Source organism: Nostoc sp. PA-18-2419 (assembly GCF_005869855.1).
GTDB lineage: Bacteria > Cyanobacteriota > Cyanobacteriia > Cyanobacteriales > Nostocaceae > Nostoc.
In genome coordinates, this window is the sequence record NZ_SZNH01000003.1 from 296,246 (window position 1) to 313,589 (window position 17,344).

14 protein-coding genes are annotated in these 17,344 nt (G+C 42.4%); 11 read left to right on the forward strand and 3 right to left on the reverse strand.

Annotated elements, in window-relative coordinates:
• Positions 1-417: 417 nt before the first annotated feature.
• The 10 genes from FCR06_RS05015 (at position 418) to FCR06_RS05060 (ending at position 11,600) form a co-directional block, all read left to right on the forward strand.
• Complete coding sequence (locus FCR06_RS05015) at positions 418-2,451, forward strand: phosphodiester glycosidase family protein (RefSeq protein WP_411267982.1); 2,034 nt, start codon at positions 418-420, stop codon at positions 2,449-2,451.
• A 360-nt stretch (positions 2,452-2,811) separates the two neighbouring features.
• Positions 2,812-3,231 (forward strand): cupin domain-containing protein, encoded by a 420-nt coding sequence (locus FCR06_RS05020; RefSeq protein ID WP_138497862.1) that lies wholly within the window; start codon positions 2,812-2,814, stop codon positions 3,229-3,231.
• A gap of 108 nt (positions 3,232-3,339) precedes the next feature.
• Positions 3,340-4,186, forward strand: a protein-coding gene (locus FCR06_RS05025; protein WP_138497739.1) for an IS5 family transposase whose coding sequence is annotated in 2 segments (ribosomal slippage) — positions 3,340-3,746 and positions 3,745-4,186 — 849 coding nt in all. Because the reading frame shifts where the segments join, the coding sequence is not laid out codon by codon here.
• A 509-nt stretch (positions 4,187-4,695) separates the two neighbouring features.
• On the forward strand, positions 4,696-5,022 hold the full coding sequence (locus FCR06_RS05030) for a HesB/IscA family protein (protein ID WP_138497740.1): 327 nt from the start codon (positions 4,696-4,698) through the stop codon (positions 5,020-5,022).
• Positions 5,023-5,403: 381 nt separating this feature from the next.
• A complete protein-coding gene (rpsL, locus tag FCR06_RS05035; protein ID WP_138497741.1) occupies positions 5,404-5,787 on the forward strand; it encodes a 30S ribosomal protein S12 in 384 nt (127 codons plus the stop codon).
• Between the two features lie 534 nt (positions 5,788-6,321).
• The gene (rpsG, locus tag FCR06_RS05040) at positions 6,322-6,792 is read left to right on the forward strand and encodes a 30S ribosomal protein S7 (protein WP_073641192.1); all 471 of its coding nucleotides are present in this window, start codon (positions 6,322-6,324) and stop codon (positions 6,790-6,792) included.
• A gap of 138 nt (positions 6,793-6,930) precedes the next feature.
• Positions 6,931-9,009 carry an elongation factor G gene (fusA, locus tag FCR06_RS05045; RefSeq protein ID WP_138497742.1) on the forward strand — a complete coding sequence of 693 codons (2,079 nt, stop codon included), beginning with the start codon at positions 6,931-6,933 and terminating at the stop codon, positions 9,007-9,009.
• Positions 9,010-9,031: 22 nt separating this feature from the next.
• A complete protein-coding gene (gene tuf, locus FCR06_RS05050; RefSeq protein WP_138497743.1) occupies positions 9,032-10,261 on the forward strand; it encodes an elongation factor Tu in 1,230 nt (409 codons plus the stop codon).
• Positions 10,262-10,425: 164 nt separating this feature from the next.
• The gene (rpsJ, locus tag FCR06_RS05055; RefSeq protein ID WP_008232935.1) at positions 10,426-10,743 is read left to right on the forward strand and encodes a 30S ribosomal protein S10; all 318 of its coding nucleotides are present in this window, start codon (positions 10,426-10,428) and stop codon (positions 10,741-10,743) included.
• 206 nt (positions 10,744-10,949) lie between these two features.
• Complete coding sequence (locus FCR06_RS05060; protein ID WP_138497744.1) at positions 10,950-11,600, forward strand: LON peptidase substrate-binding domain-containing protein; 651 nt, start codon at positions 10,950-10,952, stop codon at positions 11,598-11,600.
• An 82-nt stretch (positions 11,601-11,682) separates the two neighbouring features.
• On the opposite strand, the gene pheA is transcribed toward FCR06_RS05060, so the two are convergent.
• Positions 11,683-12,555: a prephenate dehydratase gene (gene pheA / locus FCR06_RS05065; protein ID WP_138497745.1), complete on the reverse strand. Its 873-nt coding sequence runs from the start codon at positions 12,553-12,555 to the stop codon at positions 11,683-11,685.
• A gap of 492 nt (positions 12,556-13,047) precedes the next feature.
• Between pheA and FCR06_RS05070 the strand changes: the two genes are divergently transcribed.
• Complete coding sequence (locus tag FCR06_RS05070; protein ID WP_138497746.1) at positions 13,048-13,635, forward strand: DUF1997 domain-containing protein; 588 nt, start codon at positions 13,048-13,050, stop codon at positions 13,633-13,635.
• Between the two features lie 8 nt (positions 13,636-13,643).
• On the opposite strand, the gene FCR06_RS05075 is transcribed toward FCR06_RS05070, so the two are convergent.
• Positions 13,644-14,321 carry a ribonuclease HII gene (locus tag FCR06_RS05075; RefSeq protein ID WP_138497747.1) on the reverse strand — a complete coding sequence of 226 codons (678 nt, stop codon included), beginning with the start codon at positions 14,319-14,321 and terminating at the stop codon, positions 13,644-13,646.
• A gap of 8 nt (positions 14,322-14,329) precedes the next feature.
• Positions 14,330-16,435: a ribonuclease E/G gene (locus FCR06_RS05080; RefSeq protein WP_138497748.1), complete on the reverse strand. Its 2,106-nt coding sequence runs from the start codon at positions 16,433-16,435 to the stop codon at positions 14,330-14,332.
• Positions 16,436-17,344: the final 909 nt, after the last annotated feature.

The following is a 17,344-nucleotide window of genomic DNA, read 5'->3' on the forward strand; positions in this document are numbered from 1 at the left end:
GACGCTGCACTAGGTTTGAAAATCAAAAATCTTCCGATTTGGCAATAAAATCAGCGTATTACAATATATACCCATTTGACAATTATCACAAATTCCTGTTTCCCTGTTGCCACCAGTCTTACCAGTAATTACACCCCACTCAAGTAGCAACAGTAGCAACTAACAGTGAGGATTGAATATTTTAATCCAGTTTGGATAACTAAAACTACCGTGTATAGTGTAGTTGATATTAGTGACAGTTAAAACACTTGGTTACAGTGGCTTATGCGACTAAATGGTTGTTTCTTTTCAAAAGTGATAAGAAGCCAATATATAGAATATCATGTTTTTTCGCTAAGAAATCGATGTTTTTTATATTTGCAAATAATTAGTTAGTTTATACCTTGGGTGATAGTTTTGAAAAATACCTAGTAAATTATGGTAAAAATGCCGAATTGTTGCCAACAACAATATCCCAGTGCTATTTCGCTGATTGGGAATAGCAGGTTTATCCGAGCTAGTGTCTCACCAATAGTTTTGATCGCCTTGTGCTTATGTACGAGCAATGCTAGCGCCCAGGAGTCCCTAAATGCCAAACCATTACCAACGTTGTCCCAGTCACCAATATCTCCTTTACCAGCAGTGCGATCGCCTGCACTCGGTAATCAAATTTCCTTCAATGGACGTACTTTACCAGGAAATTGGTTACAGGAGTCTGGAGCAGCCAATCAAATCACAACTCGTCTGAGTGATGGCGCATTCCGGCAATTAATTGGAGTAAATTTTTTAAATAGTAGCAACTGGACTAGGCAACCAATACAGTGGTTTTCCTCCCTGACTAAACCATTAGTTTTAAGCACTACACTACTGGGGGGATATCGCTATCTGGATATCACTAATTTTGCTCAAACAGCCGGATGGCAAATAGCAAGCAACGGTAATACCTTAGTGATTACCACCCCAAAAGTACAAGTAACAAACATCATTCAGAGCCAGCAACCTTCAGACGCAAGTGTTACTCCTTTGCAACCAACCCGCATTCTTGTAGATTTAAATCGTCCAACTCCTTGGCAACTTGCACAAGGGTCAACTATTAAAACAACTCAAATTCCATCCACCGATCCAGATACACCAATACCAAAATCAACTATACCGCCGAATCGCGAGTGGACAGTTACCCTGGATGCCATAGCCGATCCCGTTTTGATAGAACGTTATACTCCCCAGTCATCACCAGCAGCACCAACATCACTGCCAGATCTACTCAAACAATTATCCCCAGCTACACCACTACCAGCTCCAGAACCACTAATTCAAAAAGTGGAAGTAGCGAACAACCAAACCATTATTCACCTAAGCGTTCCCTTTGGTCTATCGCCTCAAGTTAGCACTGTAGCAGACCCCAATCGCCTGATTATTGATATTCGACCCGATCCTTTACAAGAGCGGGATATTACTTGGGCACCAGGATTGCGCTGGCGACAGCGTTATATCAACTTGGGTACAGACCGCTTTGGAGTGGTTTGGTTAGAAGTTAATCCCCGCACTGGACTAACACTTAAACCGATGTCGGCTAGCCCTAATACACTTATGGGTACTGCTCCGTTAATTCAAACAGCACAACGCTACTCAGCCGTAGCTGCAATTAATGGTGGTTATTTTAACCGCAATAACAGATTGCCCTTGGGTGCGATTCGTCGAGATAGTCAGTGGTTATCAGGGCCTATTCTCAACCGAGGAGCGATCGCTTGGAATGATTCTGGTGAATTTTACTTTGGTCGCCTTACCTTAGAAGAAACTTTAATTATTGGAAATAACCAGCGCTTACCGATATTATTTCTTAATAGTGGTTACATTCAAAGTGGTATTGCCCGTTACACTCCTACATGGGGAGCAACTTACACGCCTCTAACGGACAACGAAATCATTTTAGTAGTACAAAAAGACCAAATTACGAATCAATTACCAGGCGGCAAAGTTGGCGAGCAGGTCGTTCCTATTCCCCAGGATGGCTACCTATTAACCCTACGCGCCAGCGCTACTACTAATGCCTCACTGTTACCTGTTGGCGCAGCAGTGACTATTTCCAGTACTCCTACTCCCGCTGATTTTAATCGTTATCCCTACATTATCGGAGCAGGACCGCTATTAATCCAAAATCGTCAAATTGTCCTTGATGCCAAAGCCGAAAAATTCAGTAATGCTTTTATTGCAGAAAAAGCTGTTCGTAGCGGGATTTGCACAACCTCAAGAGGCACACTGATGATTACTGCTGTGCAAAATCGTGTCGGCGGTTATGGCCCTACATTGGCAGAACACGCCCAGCTTATGCAACAAATGGGGTGTGTAAATGCCCTCAACTTGGATGGTGGTAGCTCTACCAGCCTTTACTTGGGAGGACAACTACTTGACCGTTTTCCTAGTACCGCTGCTCGTGTCCACAATGGCATTGGTATTTTCTTGAAAAAATAAGGGATTAGAGCATGAGGTGTTGGGAGTGTTGAGCAAAGCCAGAGACGCTTTGCCTCCGCTGAGGAATTATGAGTTACTATTCTCCCTACACTTTTGTCCATCTCAAGCCCCTCTGTTTTCCAGTAACCAATCCCTTTTTAAAGTTTAGAACAAGCTGCCATTTTGCTTGATGAAGAATTAGTGTAAACCTAAAATTTTAATAGTGATGGTTTACACCATAAGGTTTGATTTTGCTATCTTTAGCAAAGTGCAGCAAAATTCGTGATTTCGTGATTTACAAAGTTGCAAAATAGCGTCAGAATTTTTCATTAATATTTTTAAGAGTACCTACGGTTTGTTATGTCTTCAAATGAGGTAACTATGGCTCGATATCAAGAAACTACACAGACTGACACTCTACACATCTCTCCAGTTATTAGTTCTAAAAGCATAGCTGCAACTGAGTTACGTCCTTGGGGTGCTTTTACAGTATTGGAAGAAGGACGTGGATACAAAATTAAGCGCATCGAAGTTAAGCCTGGACATCGTCTGAGTTTACAAATGCATCATCACCGTAGCGAACACTGGATTGTCGTCTCTGGTACAGCTAGGGTAGTTTGTGGCGAGCAAGAAGTACTATTGAGTAATAATGAGTCAACCTATGTACCTCAATGTACAGCTCATCGTTTAGAGAATCCTGGTGTAATTCCTTTGGTGTTGATTGAGGTGCAAAATGGTGAATATTTAGGTGAGGATGATATTATTCGCTACCAAGATGATTATGCTCGTACCAAGGGTTAAAACTAAAATAATCCCATCAAAGCTCGGATTCAAAAACTAAGAGCCTATCCATAAATAAAAATCCATGTTAAAACTCGGATCAAGCCCCTGTTAAGAAGGAGTAGAAAGATGAGTTTGACGCAATCATGGGAAGTAAGCGATGCGTTTTGGGCGATTGTAGAACCGTTGATACCGCACAAGCAACGACAGGAAGATAAGGAATACAAGCGGGCTTATGGCGGTGGGCGAAAATCCTTGGATAAGCGGCAAATCTTTGCCGCCATTGTTTATGTTCTCCGGACAGGGATTCAATGGAAGGCATTGCCTAAGGAGAAGTTTGGCAGCCCAAGTGCAATACATCGGTATTTCCAAGAATGGCGGGATGCTGGTTTTTTCGTTGAATTGTGGTGTCAGGGGCTTGCAGAATACGATGAGTTGGAAGGGATTGCCTGGCAGTGGCAAGCGGCTGACGGAGCAATGATGAAAGCCCCGATGGGAACGGAATCGGTAGGACGCAACCCTACCGACAGGGGAAAAAAATGGCAGCAAGAGAATGTTGCACGTAGACGAGCGTGGTGTCCCACTAGGGCTTACGCTGTGCGGCGCAAATCGGCACGATGTATCGCAGTTAGAAGCATTGCTGGATGCCAAGATGATTGAACAGCCCAACACCGATGCCTTTGTTGCGGAAAACTTGTGCCTCGATGCTGGTTTTGTTGGGGAAAGTGCTTCACAAACCATTACCGAACACGGCTACATTCCCCATGTCCGCCCCAGAGGGGAGGAGATTGCCGAGAAACACAAAAACCCCGACTTCAAGCCAAGACGCTGGATAGTTGAAGTCGGACATTCCTGGTTCAATCGTTTTCGGAAGCTACTGGTACGTTACGAAAAACATACTGCTTCCTTCCTCGCCCTAAACCAACTAGCTGCTGCTATTATCACTATCAGAAAATATGCTGCTATTTATGGATAGGTTCTAAATACATTTTTGTGCCAAGTGTCTTTAGTAACTACTCCACACCACAAGTTCCTACCTCAAGTTGGTAGGAATTGTGTTATATTAGTGTAATAAGTGTAGTAGTATGTAGTCAGAGTGATCGCTCTGTCCGTAGCTAAAATAGACAATTTTTTCTATATAAAGAAATGCTTACACCGTGACAACTTTTTAAAACAAAATTGGTCGTTAACTAAAAACAAAGATATTTAAAGACTCCAAGGAATAAATTATCTTCTTTGAAGTTGATGACTGGGAACAGTAGGAGATTTTTGATTTGTCAGTCCCTCACCAAAAATCAAAACTCAACACAAATATTCATTCGTACTTTTAAGTTGAAATTTTGCTGTATAAATTGAGTCTTTATAAATTTAAATTTAAGCTTACTACTGAGAAAAAAGTAAGCTATAGGCAGCATCAGATTGAGAAGCATTGGTCAACCGATCAGTACAATTAAGATAGGTTATTCAGTTGTAAAAACGAATTTCATGATTCATCTGAGTCAAGCAGCCGCGAGTGAAATCGTGCGAATCAAGTCCAAGCAGCAACCAAATGTCTTATTTCGATTGGCGGTAAAACCAGGTGGCTGCTCCGGGTTCTTTTATGATATGTCCTTTGATCAAGCAATAAGAGTTGGTGATCGCGTTTTTGACTTCGACGAGATTCAAGTAATCATAGACGCCGAAAGTTTAAATCAGATCAACGGCTTAAGAGTCGATTATTCAGAAGACTTAATGGGTGGTGGTTTTCGCTTCCATAACCCCCAAGCGATTAGTACTTGTACTTGTGGTCATTCCTTCTCCATAAGTTACTAGTCATTAATGCTAACAACCAAGGACAAAGCGCAAAACAATCACTGCCGCTTTTATGTAAACAGAGCAACTAACCAAAGATTGTAAGCCTTTAGCTTCGAAATCCGGTAGGATACAGGCCCCACTTGCTTTTGTGTAAAGTTACGGATAACCCTACAAGAAGGCAAAGCTAAACGTAGTATATTGTAAATAAGGAATACAAGTCAATATATATTATTTTGAGTATTAGCTTAACGGTAGTTCCTTTAACCAAGGGAACCCCATCAAGGAAGTGCCTCAACTTTGTAAAAGAGGACAAATAATAATTGACATAAAACCATAAAAAAAGATATAATTAGGATTTGTTAAAATGTAGACCATAAGCAGCTTTACGCGCTGTAACTCATGCCAACAATACAGCAGCTAATACGTAATGAACGCGAACAAGCGCGTCAGAAAACCAAGTCCCCAGCTCTGAAACAATGCCCCCAACGGCGGGGAGTTTGTACCAGAGTATACACAACAACACCAAAAAAGCCTAACTCAGCTCTACGCAAAGTAGCAAGGGTAAGACTAACCTCTGGGTTTGAAGTCACAGCTTATATTCCAGGGATTGGGCATAATTTACAAGAACACTCAGTTGTGATGATTCGTGGCGGTCGCGTCAAGGACTTACCAGGCGTGAGATACCACATTATCCGTGGCACCTTGGATACAGCTGGAGTTAAAGACCGCAAGCAAGGTCGTTCCAAATATGGAACCAAGCGTCCAAAACCAGTAAAAAAATAGGATTAGTCGATTAATCGTCATTTAGTCTGATTAATCGTCAAGCTCAAAAATGCTCACGGATAAAAGTGATCGCCACCTGGGTTATAGCAGCAGTCATCAAGGCTGTTGTATTTGTTTGAAGTAATCAAGCAAGCTACACCCTACACTCAGCGAGCAAGTGTAGAATTTTTGAAGAGAATCCTGTAACGACAATAGAGTTCTCATTTGGACATTGGGTTCATAATCTTGTCGCCTTGAGTATTTTAGTTGCAGGTAGCAAGTTAAACAATTTTAAATTTGAGATTTGCGATTTTGGATTTATCGAACCAGATGTAAATGTGACTCACAGACTCTTAATTTTTGACTTGTTGTGACCCTTATGGTCAGAATATATACCGAAAATTTTTAATCCAAAATCACAAATCGCAAATTCCAAACTTGCAGCTGCAACGCTCAAAAAAATTGAGGAAGTCTGAGGGTTGGGTTTCACCGCTTTTAGTTTCCGGTGTCTGATAGCATATAATTTCGTTGCCAAATCCGAATTAAAGGTGAAGTATGTCTCGTCGTGGTGTTATTCAAAGGCGCCCAGTTCCGTCTGACTCCGTATATAACAGTCGCCTCGTGAGCATGATTATCAGGCGGATCATGCGTCATGGCAAGAAATCGCTTGCCGCAAGAATTGTTTATGATGCATTAAAAACTATTGAGGAACGCACTGGTAATAATGCTTTAGAAACTTTTGAAAGAGCAGTGCGGAATGCTACGCCTTTAGTAGAAGTCAAGGCTCGGCGCGTCGGCGGAGCAACTTATCAAGTACCAATGGAAGTGCGATCAGAACGGGGTACTACCCTAGCACTGCGTTGGCTGGTGCAATTTTCTAGATCTAGACCAGGACGTACAATGGCCAGCAAATTGGCAAATGAGTTGATGGATGCTGCCAACGAAACTGGAAATGCCATTCGTAAACGCGAAGAAACGCACCGGATGGCGGAAGCGAATAAAGCATTTGCTCATTATCGTTACTAAGCAGAAAAGCGATATATCGTTTAATATCAGCGGTATATCGTTAAATTGACAAAAAAAGACGGTTTTCCGTAAAAGTATAGAATCTTAACAAAGAGTAATATACAAGATATCATGAGGCAAAAACTATAGGAGGTAATTGTGGCACGCACGATCCCGCTAGAGAAAGTACGCAACATCGGTATTGCGGCGCATATAGATGCGGGCAAAACAACAACAACAGAGAGAATATTATTTTACTCTGGGATAATTCATAAAATTGGCGAAGTTCATGAAGGAACTGCCGTCACAGACTGGATGGAGCAGGAGCGGGAGAGGGGAATTACTATTACTGCTGCTGCTATTAGTACCAGCTGGAAAGATCATCAAATTAACATTATCGATACTCCGGGTCACGTAGACTTCACAATTGAAGTTGAACGTTCCATGCGCGTTTTGGATGGTGTAATCGCGGTATTTTGTTCTGTGGGCGGCGTGCAACCCCAGTCAGAGACAGTATGGCGACAAGCAGACCGTTATAAAGTGCCTCGGATCGCTTTCATCAATAAGATGGATCGTACAGGAGCGAACTTTTATAAAGTTCACGAGCAAATGCGTGATCGCCTGCGGGCAAACGCGATCGCCATTCAACTGCCAATTGGTAGTGAAAACGACTTCCAAGGGATTGTTGACCTTGTGAAACAGTGTGCGTATATTTACGCAAATGATCAAGGAACAGATATCAAACAAACCAGTATCCCAGAGGAATTACAAGCGCAAGTAGAAGAATACCGCACCAAGTTAGTAGAAGCTGTGGCAGAAACTGATGATAATCTGATGGCTAAGTACTTCGATGGTGAAGAACTTACAGCAGACGAAATCGCTGTTGCTCTGCGTAAAGGCACAATTGCTGGCACAATCGTACCAGTACTTTGTGGCTCAGCATTTAAAAACAAAGGCGTGCAGTTAATGCTGGATGCTGTCGTCGATTACCTGCCAGCACCAAGTGAAGTACCACCAATTCAAGGCATACTTCCCAATGGTGATACTGTTGAGCGGCGGGCTGATGACAACGAACCATTAGCGGCTTTGGCATTTAAGATTATGGCTGACCCCTATGGTCGCCTAACATTTGTTCGTGTTTATTCTGGTGTCCTGAAAAAGGGTAGCTACGTCCTCAACGCTACTAAGAATAAAAAAGAACGGATTTCCCGCTTAGTTCTGATGAAGGCAGACGACCGCCAAGATGTGGATGAACTGCGAGCAGGTGATTTGGGAGCAGCGTTGGGATTGAAAGATACCTTGACAGGTGACACAATTTGTGACGATGCTTCGCCAGTAATTCTGGAATCCCTATTCATTCCTGAGCCTGTGATCTCGGTAGCGGTTGAACCCAAAACCAAGAATGACATGGATAAATTATCTAAGGCTCTGCAATCTCTCTCGGAAGAAGACCCTACCTTCCGTGTCAACGTCGATCCGGAAACTAACCAAACTGTGATCGCAGGGATGGGAGAACTACACCTAGAAATTCTAGTAGACCGAATGTTACGAGAATTCAAGGTGGAAGCGAATGTTGGCGCACCACAAGTAGCTTACCGAGAAACAATTCGGAAAGCTGTGAACAAAATTGAAGGCAAATTCATCCGCCAAAGTGGTGGTAAAGGTCAATACGGTCATGTTGTGATCGATTTGGAGCCTGGAGAACCTGGTACTGGTTTTGAATTTGTTTCTAAAATTGTTGGCGGTAGTGTGCCTAAAGAATACATCGGCCCAGCAGAACAAGGAATGAAAGAAAGCTGCGAATCCGGTGTTCTGGCTGGATATCCGCTGATTGATGTTAAAGCGACGCTAATTGATGGGTCATACCACGATGTAGACTCTTCAGAAATGGCTTTCAAAATCGCTGGCTCAATGGCAATGAAAGAAGCTGTGCTTAAAGCTTCACCAGTACTATTAGAGCCTATGATGAAAGTTGAAGTGGAAGTTCCTGAAGACTTTATCGGGAACGTCATTGGCGACCTTATCTCCCGTCGGGGGCAGATTGAAAGCCAAAGCACTGAACAGGGACTCGCTAAGGTGGCATCCAAAGTTCCACTGGCAACTATGTTCGGCTACGCCACTGATATCCGGTCGAAGACCCAAGGTCGGGGTATCTTCACCATGGAGTTCAGCCATTACGAAGAGGTGCCTCGCAGCGTAGCTGAAACTATCATTGCAAAAAGCAAAGGGAACGCTTAATTAGAAAAGGAAACGAGGATTCATGGCACGCGCAAAGTTTGAAAGGAATAAACCCCACATTAATATCGGTACAGTTGGCCACGTTGACCACGGTAAAACTACCCTGACAGCAGCCATCACCATGACCTTGGCTGCTATGGGTCAGGCTGTAGCTAAGGGCTACGACCAAATTGATAACGCACCAGAAGAAAAGGCACGTGGTATTACCATCAATACCGCTCACGTTGAGTATGAAACCGCAAGTCGGCACTATGCTCACGTGGACTGTCCAGGACACGCTGACTATGTTAAGAACATGATCACCGGTGCAGCCCAGATGGATGGTGGCATCCTTGTTGTTGCTGCTACCGATGGACCTATGCCCCAAACCCGCGAACACATTCTGCTAGCAAAACAGGTTGGGGTTCCCAGTCTGGTTGTCTTCTTAAACAAAGAAGACTTGATGGATGACCCAGAACTGCTAGAACTAGTGGAATTAGAACTGCGGGAACTGCTTTCTAGCTACGACTTCCCTGGTGATGATATCCCCATTATTAAGGGCTCTGGTCTGCAAGCCCTAGAGGCAATGACCAAGAATCCCAAGACCCAACGGGGTGAAAATCCTTGGGTAGACAAAATCTATGAACTGATGGATGCTGTAGATTCTTACATCCCCACCCCTGAACGGGATGTTGATAAGCCCTTCCTGATGGCTGTAGAAGACGTGTTCTCAATTACAGGTCGTGGTACTGTTGCCACAGGCCGGATTGAGCGGGGTGTAGTTAAAGTGGGCGACAACGTTGAACTAGTGGGTATCAGAGATACTCGCGCCACCACTGTAACTGGGATTGAGATGTTTAAGAAGAGTCTCGACCAAGGTATGGCTGGGGATAACGCTGGCGTACTACTTCGGGGTATCCAGAAGGCTGATATTGAAAGGGGTATGGTAATCGCTAAACCTGGTTCGATTACACCTCATACTCAATTTGAAGGTGAAGTATACGTCTTAACAGAAAAAGAAGGTGGTCGTAAGACTCCATTTTTTGCTGGCTACCGCCCCCAGTTCTACGTGCGGACAACCGATGTGACCGGCACGATCAGAACTTTCACCTCCGATGATGGCAGCGAGGCAGAAATGGTGATGCCAGGCGATCGCATCAAGATGACAGTAGAATTGATCAACGCGATCGCTATTGAACAAGGAATGCGCTTTGCTATTCGCGAAGGTGGTCGCACCATTGGTGCTGGTGTTGTCTCCAAAATTCTGAAATAGCACCTTTTTGCTCATAACAAAGGAGCAGAGATGGTATGATGCCTCTCTGCTCCTTTCTATTCCTTTAATAAAAAGCAGTAGGGAAAAAAGATACCAATATACATGCTGTCTCTCTTATCCCCACTCCCCACTCCCCCAATTACGCAGAACCTGGACAATTAAAGATGGCAACTCTACAGCAGCAGAAAATTAGAATTCGCTTACAAGCTTTTGACCGACGCTTATTAGATACATCTTGCGAGAAGATTGTAGATACAGCAAACCGCACTAATGCTACAGCTATAGGCCCAATTCCTTTACCAACAAAACGCCGAATCTACTGTGTGCTGCGATCGCCTCACGTAGATAAAGATTCACGGGAACACTTTGAAACCCGTACTCATCGGCGAATTATTGACATTTACCAGCCATCTTCTAAAACCATTGATGCTTTGATGAAATTGGATCTACCATCGGGTGTAGATATTGAAGTAAAACTTTAATTAGTCATTAGTCATTGGTCATTTGTCAATAAACAAAGGACAATGGATAAAAGACTAATGACATTAGTATGAATATTTACCTTGCCCTGAAGAAATATATCTCAGGGCTTTTTATTTAGCCGCAAAACAAATGATAGAATGTAGACATATTACGGGAAAAGCAGAGAAAAATAAATTTTAAAGATTAAGTTTATACCAAGGTAATAATGACATCATCTTCTAAAATTGCAGTTCGCGAACTACCTCTGTTCCCGTTACCCGAAGTAGTTCTGTTTCCTACCAGACCATTGCCCCTACACATCTTTGAATTTCGCTACCGAATCATGATGAACACGATTTTGGAGAGCGATCGCAGGTTCGGTGTTCTGATGTTCGATCCAGTTAAGGGTACGATTGCAAATACTGGGTGCTGCGCCGAAATCGTTCATCATCAACGGCTGCCAGACGACCGGATGAAAATGCTGACTTTGGGACAACAAAGATTTCGTGTATTAGAATACGTTCGTGAAAAGCCATACCGCGTTGGTTTAGTGGAGTGGATTGAAGATCACCCACCAACTAAAGATTTACGACCCTTATCTTCAGAGGTAGAACAACTTCTACGGGATGTTGTGCGTCTGTCAGCCAAATTAACCGAACAAAATATTGAGTTGCCAGAAGATTTGCCGGACCTGCCAATAGAGCTGTCTTATTGGGTAGCAAGTAACCTCTATGGTGTTGCCGCAGAACAACAATTATTGTTAGAAATGCAAGATACTGCAACTCGTCTAGAGCGCGAAGCAGAAATTTTAACTTCTACTCGTAATCACTTGGCAGCCCGAGCTGTTCTGAAAGACACATTTAATCAGAAATTATAAGTAGTTATTAGTTATTAGTCATTAGTCACTAGTCATTGGTTATTTGTCAATAAGCAAAGGACAAATGAAAACTGATGAATGACTAAATAGCGCTTACTGGTAAAACATTGTAGGTGCCCAAAATTCTTAAAATCTCTGTATGGCTAGTTAATTCTGTTAAAGCAGATTGCATTTGTGTTTCATTAGCGTCTGCTTCTATATCAATAAAAAACAAATATTCGCCTAGCGATCGCTTCGTTGGACGAGATTCAATCCGGCTGAGGTTAATTCCTAACTCAGCAAAGATTTGTAAAGGTTTGACTAATGCTCCTGGGATGTTGGCAGGTACGCTAAAAGCTAGGGACGTGTGACTAGCACCTGGTTTCGACTTCTCAGACCCAGCGTTTACTTCTTGGTGACTTACTACCCAAAAACGAGTACAGTTTTCTGGATAGTCATTAATCCCACTGGCAAGTATGGGCAGATTGTAGAGTTGAGATGCTCTACTAGAAGCGATAGTTGCTGTTGTTGGCTCTTGTTCCAATCGTTGTAGAGCTTCGGTTGTAGAATTATTGGCAATAATCTGTACTCTTGGAAGAAATCGCTCTAACCAAACCTGACATTGTGCTAAAGCTTGGGGATGAGAGTAAATAGTTTCAATGCTATCTAAGCTAGTCGCACAAGAAATTAAATTATGGACAATGGGTAATACCAAGGCCAACTGAATTTGCAACCCGTCCAATAGCCATACTGTATCCAGTGTCATGGTCACACTCCCTTCAATAGAATTTTCCACTGGCACAACAGCCAACTGGGCTTGACCTTTAGCAACGGCGTGCAGTGATTGGGAGATGCTGGGATAGGGGCATAACATAGCTTCAACTCCTCTACTTTTGCCCAGCCAGTTGATATAAAAAACAGCTGCTTGTTCTGTGTAAGTGCCGGGTGGTCCTAAATGTGCAATCAATATAGTCATGCCTTTAACCTTGAGTTGATAGTTTTACTGGGATTAGTGATTAAAAGAATTTATAGAAAAAATTATATATATACAAATAAGTTGAATTAGGAGTTGAATTAAATAAGAGATCTATAGTAGTCCTCCATCAATCAGATTTTGTATAACTTTTTCTAAATCCTTTAAAGATTGAAGATAAATTGTATTATTTTGTAATTTTTAATGCACATTTGTCTTTTATTGTCAATCATTTCTAATCCAGGCTTTCTTAGTAATGAGCGTACCAACTTTTTGCTTATGATGTATACCTCATAAGCAATTATAATTTGGCTGGTATACTAAAGCACAAAATACTGAGTACTGACTATAAAGCTGGTTCCTCAAGAGCTTTGAGCAATTAATTCTCTCCTAATATATATGACTAAAGCTATAAATAAACTTTCTACTTTTGTGTAATTAGATTTAATTTATTAAAAAATCTTAAAATTAAGAAACAAATACTTTTATTCGCTCATGGCTATCCGGTTTACTGCCTCCCAATCGGTTGAAATCGCTGTTCCCCAGGAGTCTATTCCGATTCAACACTATTTGCGTCAGCCTCAACGTCTGGTTAAGGCTTTGGTTGATAATAGCCGAATTCAGCAACTTTCTGAAGACGTATTTCGCTTGAAAATGCGTCCGCTAAATTTTATGTCAGTGAGTATTCAACCGACTGTAGACATGAGAGTTTGGGCTGAATCAAATGGCATAATTTGTTTGCGATCACTACGCTGTGAAATCCTGGGTTTCGAGTTTATTAATCAGCGTTTTGCTCTCAATTTAAAAGGATATTTATCTCCCAAACAGCTAAGCACCGACACTCGCTTGCAAGGAAGAGCTGATTTAGAAGTACAGGTGGATCTGCCACCGCCATTTTCCCTAACTCCAAAGCCAATTTTAGAGGCTGCTGGCAATGGTTTGCTCAAAAGTGTACTCTTAACAATCAAGCAACGCTTATTACATCAACTTTTAGCAGATTATCACTACTGGGTGATATCACAAATGAAGGATGAAGGACTTGAGGGTGAGAGTACTGAATTACCAATGTTAAATCCTAAGTAATTATTCAATCACTTACCATCAACCATTTTGATTTGACAAGGACGAAAAGACTTGCGATGTAGGGGCGAAGGACCGTACTGTTGCAGAGCTAACAAGTGGTGCTGACTACCATAACCCTTGTTACACTCCAAGTTATACATCGGGTATTTTGATGCTAGACGCATTATTAAATCGTCACGCCAAACTTTGGCGACAATACTAGCAGAGGCAATAGCAAGCGATCGCTCGTCTCCTTTAACTATTGTTTGTTGGGGCAGTAACAAGTTTTTGATTGACTGATTGCCATCAACTAAGCAAAGTGTAGGCTGTAGCTTTAACTTCAGTACAGCCCGCTTCATTGCTAACAGCGTCGCTTGCAAAATATTTATCTTGTCAATTTCTGCACTGGGGGCAAACCCAATTTTCCAATCTACAGCTAGCCCACAAATTTGCTGCGCTAGCTGAGTTCTTCTTGGACTAGATAACTTTTTACTGTCTTGAATTTTAGCTGCCATTAGTTTTGGCAAAGCATGATCTGGGAGTATCACCGCAGCCGCTACCACAGGCCCAAATAAAGCGCCTCGTCCTACTTCATCCACACCTGCAATTAGTCCTGGAATCCCTAATAAGGTAGAAAACTCCAGCCAACTGGATTTTTCTATAGGTGTTGGCGAACGAATGGGAGCTGTTTGCTGTGTTTCTACCATAAGGTAAATTAATTGTCTTCGAGCGCGGAGGAACGACGGCGGCGCCGACGGTTGGCAGTAGTAGTGCTATTAGCATCACTTTCATCTACGTTCGTCAAGCCTTCTGAAGGAGTATCAGTAAACCCTGATAGTTCAGTTGCCTCTTGAGCTGTCTCTTGAATTAATGATTTTTGTTCTGGCTCAATAACCTTTGGTATCGGTATTCTATTGGGTGTAAGTTCAGATGTTGCTCTTTGAACAGTAGTTGATTCTAGAGCTGATTGGGTTGGTGTTGTTGATAGTTGACCAGGCTGAATTACATTAATAATCACAGACTTAGGATTCTTAACTTCTTGCTCCAATTTCACCAAAGGAGAGATTCCCATTAAGGCAAACATATCCTGTTCCTGGAGCGTCATTTCTACAGTTCTAATTTCCGGTGGTTCTACCACTGGTTTGACTGGCTCTGCCTTGGTAATTTTAGTGCGCTCTATTCTTTCACTCCAACCTGGTTTACCAAGGGTAGGTAAGGGAATTTCTGGTGTTACTCCTAGTTCTGGTTCAACATCAAGGTCTAAGTCTGGCTCGTTGACAAAAGCTAATGGATTAGTACCAGTCCGGGCTTCATCTTTGCCGTTTAATCCATTGATACTACCAATCCGACTGCGGCGAGTGCGGGTACGACGTTTATTATCATTAAGTTCTTGATAACTAGGATGATTGATTAGATTGAGATTACTCAATTCCGAGTCGGCATCGAATGATTCCCCAAATCCATCATAGGTTTCTCGTGGTTCTGGGATGCGCGCCGATGGCTGACGTGATTCTCTATGAGGTAAAGGAGATACAAAACGCTCGCGCTCTGGTATTTCTGCTAGTGTGGGCAATCGGTTTTCGATTTCTCCAGGCAGACGCACAGTATGCCCTAGACCACCACAGGTAGGACAAGTTTCACCAAACAATTCGTAAATATTTTGACCCTGACGCTTGCGAGTCAGTTCTACTAAACCCAGTTCAGTTAGTTGAGCAATCTGGGGACGAGCTTTGTCTGCTTTGAGTGCTTTATTAAAGTGTTCGAGAACTTGCAGTTGATCGCGTCGTGATTCCATATCAATAAAATCAACCACAATGACTCCAGCGATATTTCGCAGACGTAACTGGCGAGCAATTTCTGTTGCAGCTTCGCAGTTTGTCCACAACACTGTTTCTCTAGCTGTTGCCGATCGCGTGAACGAACCTGAGTTAACATCAATTACTGTTAATGCCTCAGTTGGCTGAATGATGATATAACCTCCAGAAGGTAGGTCTACCCTTGGTTTTAGGGCTTCTCGAATAGCGGCATTGATCCGGAAATACTCTAAAATTGGCGAGCGATCGCGATGATGGTCAATTAACAATCCTTGAGGTGTTTGACCTCCACTCCAATTCTGCAAGTACTGTTTAACTCGCTTCAAACCAGTACTGGAATCGACAACAATCCGATTTACATCCGCGCCGTACATATCTCGCAATACGCGCTGAATAAAATCATCGTCTCGATTGAGCAGTGCTGGGGCGCGAGTGGAATGGGCTTCCTGCTGGATTGCTTCCCATTGCTTTTGCAGCACCTCTAAATCTTCCATTATTGCTTCTTCTGGTTTGCCTTCTGCTTCTGTACGCACAAGCAAACCCATTCCCGCCGGTTTGATCAAAATGGCTAGTGCCCGTAAGCGGTTGCGCTCGCTTTCACTTTTAATTCGTCGGGATAAATTTACGCCTCTGCCGTAGGGCATTAGTACGACATAGCGTCCGGGTAAGGTAATATTACCCGTAAGCCTCGGTCCTTTTGTCCCCGTTGGTTCTTTCATCACTTGCACCAACACTTTCTGTTGTGGTGCTAATAATTCTGTAATTGCCGCTGCGGTACGTTTTAACTTTAATGGTCCCAAATCGGTGACATGAATAAATCCATTGCGCTCTGGGTCACCAATATTAACAAAAGCTGCATCTATCCCAGGTAATACATTTTCTACTACTCCTAAATAGATATCACCTATTTGATGATGACCTGTAGCAACAACCAGTTCCTGTATCTGATCTTCAGAAAAAACCGCAGCAATTTGGTGCTGCTCCGCGATAATAATTTGTTTTGGCATTCAATTTCCTCAAAAATTGGCAGCACTAACAGGTTTGGAGGTTTGTGTCTCAAATCCAGTTAATTACTTAAATAAATGAAAACTTATTACATTCCCATATTTTTTGACGCGATGGTAAAACTATCGTCATTACTCCCAAAGTAGAACCTGCTCTATAGCCCTAGCTCAAACTTCTCTTTGCATGGTAGTTGCTACCCTTCTGGTTCTCTCAAGGACTAAAAGTCGGAAAATCCGGCGTTAATACCTATCTCGTGTTTGCGTCAGTTTTCATTTTCAATGTTAAACCAGTTTGATATTATACCTTTTTCTCCTGTTACCTTAAAAAGATGCTACTACTGACAACAATCGTCAACCAATTTTAGATTTTAGATTTGCGATTTCAGATTGAAACGGACCATGAGGGTTAAGAGGCTTAAAGACTTCAGATTGATGATTTGAGATTTGTTCGACCCACAAGGAATGAGACATGAACCATAAAAACAATCCAAAATCTCAAATCTAAAATTGAAAATACAGGTTAACCTGAGCTTTTAAGTTAAAAAGCTATTGGCACTCTTAAGAGCATTCAGACGTTTGATTATTTCAGAACGGGTAGATATTCATGATTGTTTAAGCAATTAAATCAACCGTTGGTGATTGATTTGTGATGCAATAACTCAACAAAGAGAGTTCTAAGTTGAAAATACTAAATCCTGAGCCAGCTTTTAACTCAGGATGCTTGATTTTAGAGGAACTTACTCAAGTCGTTAATAAAAAGAAACCACTTCTATTTTCCATTCCCCAGATTTATCCTTAGGGTTACATTTAGCAACATCAGTTGCTACTCTGTCTGAAGTTGCCCTAGCCTACGGCAAGCTGCGCTTTGATTTTGCGCGTCTGTGGGCATATAGAGAGAGGTCGGGATAACCG

What these genes read in the sequence shown, in the direction of transcription:
- FCR06_RS05015 (WP_411267982.1), top strand. Translation starts at nt 418, where the DNA reads ATGGTAAAAATGCCGAATTGTTGCCAACAACAATATCCCAGTGCTATT.
- FCR06_RS05020 (WP_138497862.1), top strand. Translation starts at nt 2,812, where the DNA reads ATGGCTCGATATCAAGAAACTACACAGACTGACACTCTACACATCTCT.
- FCR06_RS05030 (WP_138497740.1), top strand. Translation starts at nt 4,696, where the DNA reads ATGATTCATCTGAGTCAAGCAGCCGCGAGTGAAATCGTGCGAATCAAG.
- rpsL (WP_138497741.1), top strand. Translation starts at nt 5,404, where the DNA reads ATGCCAACAATACAGCAGCTAATACGTAATGAACGCGAACAAGCGCGT.
- rpsG (WP_073641192.1), top strand. Translation starts at nt 6,322, where the DNA reads ATGTCTCGTCGTGGTGTTATTCAAAGGCGCCCAGTTCCGTCTGACTCC.
- tuf (WP_138497743.1), top strand. Translation starts at nt 9,032, where the DNA reads ATGGCACGCGCAAAGTTTGAAAGGAATAAACCCCACATTAATATCGGT.
- rpsJ (WP_008232935.1), top strand. Translation starts at nt 10,426, where the DNA reads ATGGCAACTCTACAGCAGCAGAAAATTAGAATTCGCTTACAAGCTTTT.
- FCR06_RS05060 (WP_138497744.1), top strand. Translation starts at nt 10,950, where the DNA reads ATGACATCATCTTCTAAAATTGCAGTTCGCGAACTACCTCTGTTCCCG.
- pheA (WP_138497745.1), bottom strand. Translation starts at nt 12,555, where the DNA reads ATGACTATATTGATTGCACATTTAGGACCACCCGGCACTTACACAGAA.
- FCR06_RS05070 (WP_138497746.1), top strand. Translation starts at nt 13,048, where the DNA reads ATGGCTATCCGGTTTACTGCCTCCCAATCGGTTGAAATCGCTGTTCCC.
- FCR06_RS05075 (WP_138497747.1), bottom strand. Translation starts at nt 14,321, where the DNA reads ATGGTAGAAACACAGCAAACAGCTCCCATTCGTTCGCCAACACCTATA.
- FCR06_RS05080 (WP_138497748.1), bottom strand. Translation starts at nt 16,435, where the DNA reads ATGCCAAAACAAATTATTATCGCGGAGCAGCACCAAATTGCTGCGGTT.